This window comes from Achromobacter sp., from assembly GCF_036567245.1.
GTDB lineage: Bacteria > Pseudomonadota > Gammaproteobacteria > Burkholderiales > Burkholderiaceae_B > Achromobacter.
Genome location: NZ_DATCUY010000442.1, coordinates 1 through 6946 on the forward strand (window position 1 = coordinate 1; position 6946 = coordinate 6946).

Sequence of the window (6946 nt, forward strand, 5' to 3'; positions counted from 1 at the left end):
CGGGGCGCGGGCAGGCCTTGCTGGCGGGCGAGTGCGGCAATGCGCCTGGCCGCGGCGGCGGGATTCGCCGCGCCAAAGTTGCCGACGATGTTGATGCCGTGGCGCAGGCAGTCGCCCAGCACGGGGCCGACCAGCTCGTCCAGCAAGGGCTCGTAGCCGCGCTCCGGGTCCGCGTTGCGCGCCAGCTGGGCCAGGGCCAAGGTGCGTTCGGCCAGCGTTTCGTAGATCAGCACGCCGCCGCCTCGGGCGATCAAGGTGCGCACCACGGCGGCGGCGCCGTCGCTGCGGTCGCCGGAAAATCCGGAGGCGCAGCCTATGTAGAGGGGGGAGAGAGGCATACGGAAGCGGTGCTGGATCAAGGTGTCTGAGCCCACTATAGGCATCCGCCGCTAATCAGTAAAATAGAAATATCGGATCAATTCATAGAAAAAAGCCATGAATCTGTCTGCCCGGCAATTGCGCGCCTTCGTCGCCCTGGCCGAAGAAAAGCACTTCACCCGGGCGGCCCAACGCTGCCACCTGACGCAGCCGGCCTTCAGCGCCTTGATCCGCCAGCTGGAGGACAGTGCGGGCTTGCGCCTGTTCGACCGCAACACGCGCCATGTGGAGCTGACGGTGGAAGGCCTGGTGCTGGACGCGACGGCGCGCAGGCTGCTGGCCGACATGGACCTGGTCATGGAAGACCTGCGTGATCACGCTGCCAGGCGCCGCGGCCGGGTGGCGCTGGCGGCCTTGCCGTCGCTCGCTGCGGGCTGGCTGCCGGGACTGCTGGCACGCTTTCGCGAGTCCTATCCTGGCATCACGGTAGACCTGCGCGATGCGCTGCTGGATCCTTGCCTGGATCTGGTACAGGCAGGGCAGGTGGATTTCGCGGTGGCTTCGCGGCGACCGGACATGAACGATCTCGACAGCGAGTTCCTGCATGCGGACCGCTATTTCCTGGTCTGCCGCGCCGACCATCCACTGGCAGGCGCAGGCAAGGCCCGGCTGCGCGACATCCTGCGCTATCCCATGATCCAGCTGGCCCGGGGCAGCAGCGTGCGCAAGCACCTGGATGCCGCCCTGGGCGCCGACGCGCCAGCCCCGGTTTTCGAGGTGGAGCATCTGGCGACCGCCACCGGACTGGTGCGCGCCGGCCTGGGCATCTCGGTGGTGCCGGCGATGACGCTGTTCCATTTCGGCGGCGCCGACCTGCGCATCGTGCCGCTGGCCGGCAAGGCCTTGACCCGGCCGCTCTATCTGGTGCGGCGCAAGGGCCGCACGCTGTCAGTCGCGGCGCAGGCCTTGTATGACCTGCTGCGGGAGCATCGGGGGGATATCGACAGCCCGAGCTTGGCTGGGCCGCGCTAGCCGTCTATCCGCTGGCCGACGCAGCGTTGGAACACGGCCTGCAGCGGTGCATAGTCGCAGATCACGGCCGCGATGTTGGCGTCGACCCATTCCATTTGCGTCACTGGCCACCAACCGATCTCGTAGCCCGCATTGAGGATAAGGTGCTCGAACAGGAGGCGTTGGGCGCGGCCGTTTCCTTCTCGGAAGGGATGAATCATGTTGAGGTCGCCATAGGCGACAGCAACAGCGGCTATCAGGGCGTCACGCGGCAGGTCGATGAACCAGTGGGCTTGTGCCAGGGCCGCGAAGATCTTGTTGGCCTCGGGTTCGATTCTGGCTGTGTTGCAGAAGCGGGTGCCGCTTTTTGAAATATCGATGGTGCGCAGCTCACCCGCCCAGTCGTAGAGATCCTGAAACAGCGCGCGATGGAGCTGCTTCAGGTAAGCAAGGTCGTAGGGAGGCAGGGAAAATTCGAGCTGGCTGACGGCGATCTCGGAAAGATCCTGCTCAGCCTGCGCGAGCCGCGCATCGTCCCGGATGTCCAGCCGGTTACGCAGCGTGTAGCTGCCTGGATAGCAGTACGGATCCTGTCCGGTGCCGTACTTGTCCAATGTCAGGCAGGCTTGCGATAGGCGCGCAACACGGCCTCGCGCGAAGGAAGTTCGCGCTTCGCGTCGGCGGGCGTGAGCGGGTAGCCTTCCAGGCGCATGCTGGCCGCGTAGTTCAAACGGCGCACCTTTTCCCAGTAGTCCAACTTGGCTTGCAGGGTGCTGTTTTTCAAGAAAAGCGCCTTATCTGAGAACTTGCGGGATAGTCTGGTGATTATAACGAAGCCAGGCCTGGAACCTGGCTGATTCAGCCTTGCAGGACCGGCCCATATTCCGTCCTGCACCCACCCTAAGGCGTTCAGCTACTTTCGCAAAAGTCTATTGCTCGATACACTTCGATAGTTGTAGCTTCTATCCGTCTATCGAAGGATTCCGCCCATGAGCAAGCAAATCATCCATACCGACACCGCGCCCGCCGCGGTAGGCCCTTACTCGCAAGCGGTTGCCGTAAGCGGCACCAAGACTGTCTACCTCTCTGGCCAGATCGGCCTGGAGCCGGGCACTGGCGATCTGGTTTCCGAGAACTTCGATGCCCAGGTGCGTCAGGCTTTCGCGAACATGCAGGAAGTCATCAAGGCCGCTGGCGGCACGCTGGACAATGTGGTCAAGCTGACGTTGTTCCTGACCGACCTGGGCAAGTTCACGGCCGCGAACGCCATCATGGCCGAGATCATTCCCCAGCCGTTCCCGGCGCGCTCCACCATCGGCGTGGCCAGCCTGCCCAAGGGCGCGCAGTTCGAAGTCGAAGCGATTCTGGTCCTGTAAAGCCCACCCGGACTTTTCAATCCCGAGGTTCGTTTCTCCATGCCGGCCGCAACCGCGGCTTCCAAGCGATCCGGCGCCGACAACAAAGGCGCCGGCAAAGCGATGACGGATACGGAACGCAAGCTCCGTAACCTGGGCTTGGTGCTGCCCGAGGACTTCGTGCTGCACCTGCCGTTGCGCTACGAAGACGAAACCCGCATCGTCCCGATCAGCGCCCTGCGGCCCGGTTTTGCCGGGCAGGTGGAGGGCGAGATCACCAAGTCCGAGGTTCTCTACCGGCCCCGGCGGCAACTGACCGCCACCCTGGTGGACGACAGCGGCGAACTGCAATTGCGCTGGCTGAATTTCTATCCCAGCCAGCAGAAGCAAGTCAGCGTGGGCAAGCGCCTGCGTGCGCGCGGCGAAGTCCGCGGCGGGCTGTTCGGGCGCCAGATGGTGCACCCGCGCATGACCAATGCCGACGCGCCGCTGCCCACCGCATTGACGCCTGTCTATCCCAGCACCGAAGGGCTGCCCCAACTGACTTTGCGCCGCGCCATCGCGCAGGCGCTGGACCGTGCAGACCTGTCCGACACCTTGCCCGACGAGGCGCGCGCACGCTATGACCTGCCTCCGTTCGAGCCGGCCATCCGCGCCTTGCACACGCCGGCCCAGGGCGAGTCCGAGCAGGCCTTGCTGGACCGCGTGCATCCGGCCTGGCGCCGCATCAAGTTCGACGAACTCCTGGCGCAGCAGCTGTCGCTGGCCGCCGCGCGCGCCGCCCGTCGCATCAAGGAAGCCGAATCGCTGCCGGCGCGCACCGAGGCCGGAAGCCTGGTGGCCAGGCTGTACGAAGCGCTGCCGTTCAAGCTGACCGGCGCGCAGGAACGCGTGGTTCAGGAAATATCCGCCGACATGGCCAAGCCGTATCCCATGCATCGCCTGCTGCAAGGCGACGTCGGCAGCGGCAAGACCGTGGTGGCGGCTATTGCCGCAGCGCAGGCCATCGCCAGCGGCGCGCAGGTCGCGCTGATGGCGCCCACCGAAATCCTGGCGGAACAGCACTTCCGCAAACTGGTGTCGTGGCTGCAGCCGCTGGGTGTGAATGTCGCCTGGCTGAGCGGCAGCCTCGCTGCCAAGGCGCGCCGCGCCGCGGTGGCGGCTGCCGCGGACGGCAGTGTGCAATTGATCGTGGGTACGCAAGCGCTGATCCAGGACAACGTCGAGTTTCACCGTCTGGGCCTGTCCATCGTCGATGAGCAGCACCGCTTCGGCGTCGGGCAGCGCCTGGCGCTGACGCGCAAGGGCGAAACCGTGCGCGGCCGCAACGTGCCGCATCAGCTCAACATGAGCGCAACGCCGATTCCGCGCACGCTGGCCATGACCTTCTTCGCCGACCTGGACGTTTCCGTCATCGATGAGTTGCCGCCGGGGCGCAGCCCCGTCCTCACCAAGCTGGTGTCGGACGCGCGGCGCGAGGAAGTCATCGCCCACATCGCGCAGGCCGCGCGCGGCGGGCAGCAGGCCTACTGGGTCTGTCCGCTGGTCGAGGAAAGCGAGGCCCTGGAACTCCAGACCGCCGTGGATACCTACGAAGGCATGCGGGTCGACCTGCCGGATCTGCGCATCGGCCTGGTGCACGGCCGGCTGCCGCAAGCCGAGAAGGCCGCCGTGATGCAGGCCTTTCGTGATGGCGAGGTGGACCTGCTGGTCGCCACCACCGTCATCGAGGTCGGTGTGGACGTGCCGAACGCCTCGCTCATGGTGATCGAGCACGCAGAACGCTTCGGCCTGGCCCAGCTGCACCAGCTGCGCGGCCGGGTAGGGCGCGGCACCGCCGAATCGGTGTGCGTGCTGCTCTACCAGACGCCGCTGTCGCAAGTGGCGCGGGAACGCCTGCGGGCCATGTTTGAAACCTCGGACGGCTTTGAAATCGCCCGCCGCGACCTGGAACAGCGCGGCCCGGGCGAATTCCTGGGCACGCGTCAGTCGGGCATGGCGCTATTGCGTTTCGCCGACCTGGAAACCGATGCGGCCATCGCCGAAGACGCGCGCGACGCCGCGGTCTGGTTGCGTGCTGAACACCCGGCCGCGGTCGAAGCGCATCTGGCGCGCTGGATGCGCGGGCGCGAGGACTTCCTGCGTACCTGACCATGCAGCCAGCCATGAACCTTAATCTACCAAGCGCCAGCCTAGAGGCTGGGGCATAACCCCCGGGGGCGTAGTCCACCATGACTCTCACCGAACTCAAGTACATCGTCGCCGTCGCGCGCGAACGGCATTTCGGCCGGGCGGCCGAGGCCTGTTTCGTCAGCCAGCCCACGCTCTCGGTAGCAATACGCAAGCTGGAAGACGAATTGGGCGTGACGCTGTTCGAGCGCGGCGGCGCGGAGGTCGGCGTCACCCCGATCGGCCAGCGCATCGTGGCGCAAGCGCAGAAGGTGCTGGAAGAAAGCGCCAGCATCAAGGAAATTGCGCGCCAGGGACACGACCCGCTGGCAGGCCCCTTGCGCGTCGGCGTTATCCACACCATAGGCCCGTACCTGCTGCCGCGGCTGGTGCCGGTGCAGATCCGCCGCACCCCGCAGATGCCGCTGCTGCTGCAAGAGAATTTCACCGTGCGCCTGGTCGAGTTGCTACGCCAGGGCGAGATCGACTGCGCCATCATGGCCTTGCCGTTGCCCGAGGCCGGCCTGGTCATGCAGCCCCTCTACGACGAGCCTTTCATCGTGGCCGTGCCCAATGACCACGAACTGGCGCGGCGTGTATCCATCGACGCACAGGACCTGAAGCAGCAGACCATGCTGCTGCTGGGCAGCGGCCACTGCTTCCGCGACCAGGTGCTGGAAGTCTGCCCCGAACTGTCGCGTTTTTCGGCCGCGAGCGACGGCATCCAGCGCACCTTCGAAGGCTCGTCGCTCGAGACCATCCGCCACATGGTCGCCGCCGGCATAGGCGTGACCGTCCTGCCCGTGACGGCGGTGCCGGAGCAGCCGCCGTCCAACAGCCTGCTGCGCTATCTGCCGTTTGACGGCCATGTGCCGGAGCGCCGCGTGGTGCTGGCCTGGCGTCGCAGCTTCCCGCGGCTGGCCGCCATCGAGGCGCTGGCGCAGGCGGTCTACGCCTGCGAGCTGCCGGGCGTGAAGATGCTGACCGACGAGGTCGCGGCAGTGCAGGATTGATTTCAGGGCCGCGGCCCGGCGGCCCGGACCGCGCGGCTTGCGCCGCGTCAAAAGGTCGCAGGACTTATTGATCGTAGCGGCGGATATTGCGGCATTTCGCCGTATTTGCAGTGTTATCCTTGTTTCGCACATTCATTCCTAGGAGCTAGCAATGGCCAAGTCCCCCAAGAAGACCTCCAGCGTTCCGCGCATCAACATCGGTATCTCGGACAAGGACCGCGCCGCCGTCGCCGGCGAACTGTCCAAGCTGCTGGCCGACTCGTACACGCTGTACCTGATGACGCACAACTTCCACTGGAACGTCACGGGGCCCATGTTCAACACGCTGCACCTGATGTTCATGACCCAGTACACCGAAGAGTGGAACGCGCTGGACAGCATCGCCGAGCGCATCCGCGCGCTGGGCCACTACGCGCCGGGCACCTATCGCGAATTCGGCAAGCTGTCCTCGATCGCCGAGCCGGATTCGGTGCCCGAAGCCCTGGAGATGGTGCGCCTGCTGGTGACCGCCAATGAATCCGTCGCCAAGACCGCGCGCGCCGCGTTCGAGAAGGCCGATGCCGCCAACGATCAGCCCACGGCCGACCTGCTGACGCAGCGCCTGGACGTGCACGAAAAGAACGCCTGGATGCTCCGCAGCCTGCTGCAGTGATCGCAGCGGCAGCCGCCGCATGAAGAAGTCGGAGCCTGGTGGTTCCGGCTTTTTTTTGCGCGCTCGCCAGACCGCGTTCAGGCCTGATGCGACAGTGGCCGGGCCGGTATGGGTGCGATGCGTTCGGGCGGCGGCGACACCCGCCACACCGCCCGCCGGCGCAGCGCGCCCAGCAGCTTCAAGCCTTGCGGCCAGTCGCCCAGGCTGCTGTCGGCATTGATGTGGCCAGCGCCCGGCACGATTACCAGCCGGCTGCCCCAATCGCGCGCGAAGACACGGGCGCGCTCCAACTGGCAATAGGGATCGTTGTCGCTCGCGACCACCACGCTCTGGAAGGGCAAGGACTGCCGCGGGATGGGCGCGAAGTCTTGCAGGCAGGCGGGCGCGCTGGCGCGCTCCACGTCGGCCGGCGCCACCAGCAGGGCGCC

The 6946-nt window shown here is 66.1% G+C and carries 9 protein-coding genes; 5 read left to right on the top strand and 4 right to left on the bottom strand.

Going from position 1 to position 6946, the window contains the following annotated elements:
* Positions 1-338: acyclic terpene utilization AtuA family protein (locus VIR09_RS19025; RefSeq protein WP_332014281.1), on the bottom strand; the 338-nt coding region annotated here is incomplete at its 3' end.
* 97 nt (positions 339-435) lie between these two features.
* On the opposite strand from VIR09_RS19025, the gene VIR09_RS19030 reads away from it, so the two are divergent.
* A complete protein-coding gene (locus VIR09_RS19030; RefSeq protein ID WP_332014282.1) occupies positions 436-1350 on the top strand; it encodes a LysR family transcriptional regulator in 915 nt (304 codons plus the stop codon).
* Here the strand turns inward: VIR09_RS19030 and VIR09_RS19035 are convergent.
* Positions 1347-1943 carry a putative adenosine monophosphate-protein transferase Fic gene (locus VIR09_RS19035; protein ID WP_332014283.1) on the bottom strand — a complete coding sequence of 199 codons (597 nt, stop codon included), beginning with the start codon at positions 1941-1943 and terminating at the stop codon, positions 1347-1349. The genes VIR09_RS19030 and VIR09_RS19035 overlap by 4 nt on opposite strands.
* A 2-nt stretch (positions 1944-1945) precedes the next feature.
* Positions 1946-2113, bottom strand: a complete 168-nt coding sequence (locus VIR09_RS19040; protein ID WP_332014284.1) for a YhfG family protein — start codon at positions 2111-2113, stop codon at positions 1946-1948.
* A 205-nt stretch (positions 2114-2318) separates the two neighbouring features.
* On the opposite strand from VIR09_RS19040, the gene VIR09_RS19045 reads away from it, so the two are divergent.
* The 4 genes from VIR09_RS19045 (at position 2319) to VIR09_RS19060 (ending at position 6518) form a co-directional block, all read left to right on the top strand.
* Positions 2319-2705, top strand: coding sequence for a Rid family detoxifying hydrolase (locus VIR09_RS19045; protein ID WP_013393965.1), 387 nt, complete (start codon positions 2319-2321; stop codon positions 2703-2705).
* 39 nt (positions 2706-2744) lie between these two features.
* Positions 2745-4835: an ATP-dependent DNA helicase RecG gene (recG, locus tag VIR09_RS19050; RefSeq protein WP_332014285.1), complete on the top strand. Its 2091-nt coding sequence runs from the start codon at positions 2745-2747 to the stop codon at positions 4833-4835.
* Between the two features lie 80 nt (positions 4836-4915).
* Positions 4916-5866, top strand: a complete 951-nt coding sequence (locus tag VIR09_RS19055; protein WP_332014286.1) for a LysR substrate-binding domain-containing protein — start codon at positions 4916-4918, stop codon at positions 5864-5866.
* A 151-nt stretch (positions 5867-6017) separates the two neighbouring features.
* Positions 6018-6518 carry a Dps family protein gene (locus VIR09_RS19060; protein ID WP_207465082.1) on the top strand — a complete coding sequence of 167 codons (501 nt, stop codon included), beginning with the start codon at positions 6018-6020 and terminating at the stop codon, positions 6516-6518.
* A 77-nt stretch (positions 6519-6595) separates the two neighbouring features.
* Here VIR09_RS19060 and VIR09_RS19065 read toward each other — a convergent pair.
* On the bottom strand, positions 6596-6946 hold a 351-nt coding region (locus VIR09_RS19065), incomplete at its 5' end, for an RBBP9/YdeN family alpha/beta hydrolase (protein WP_332014287.1).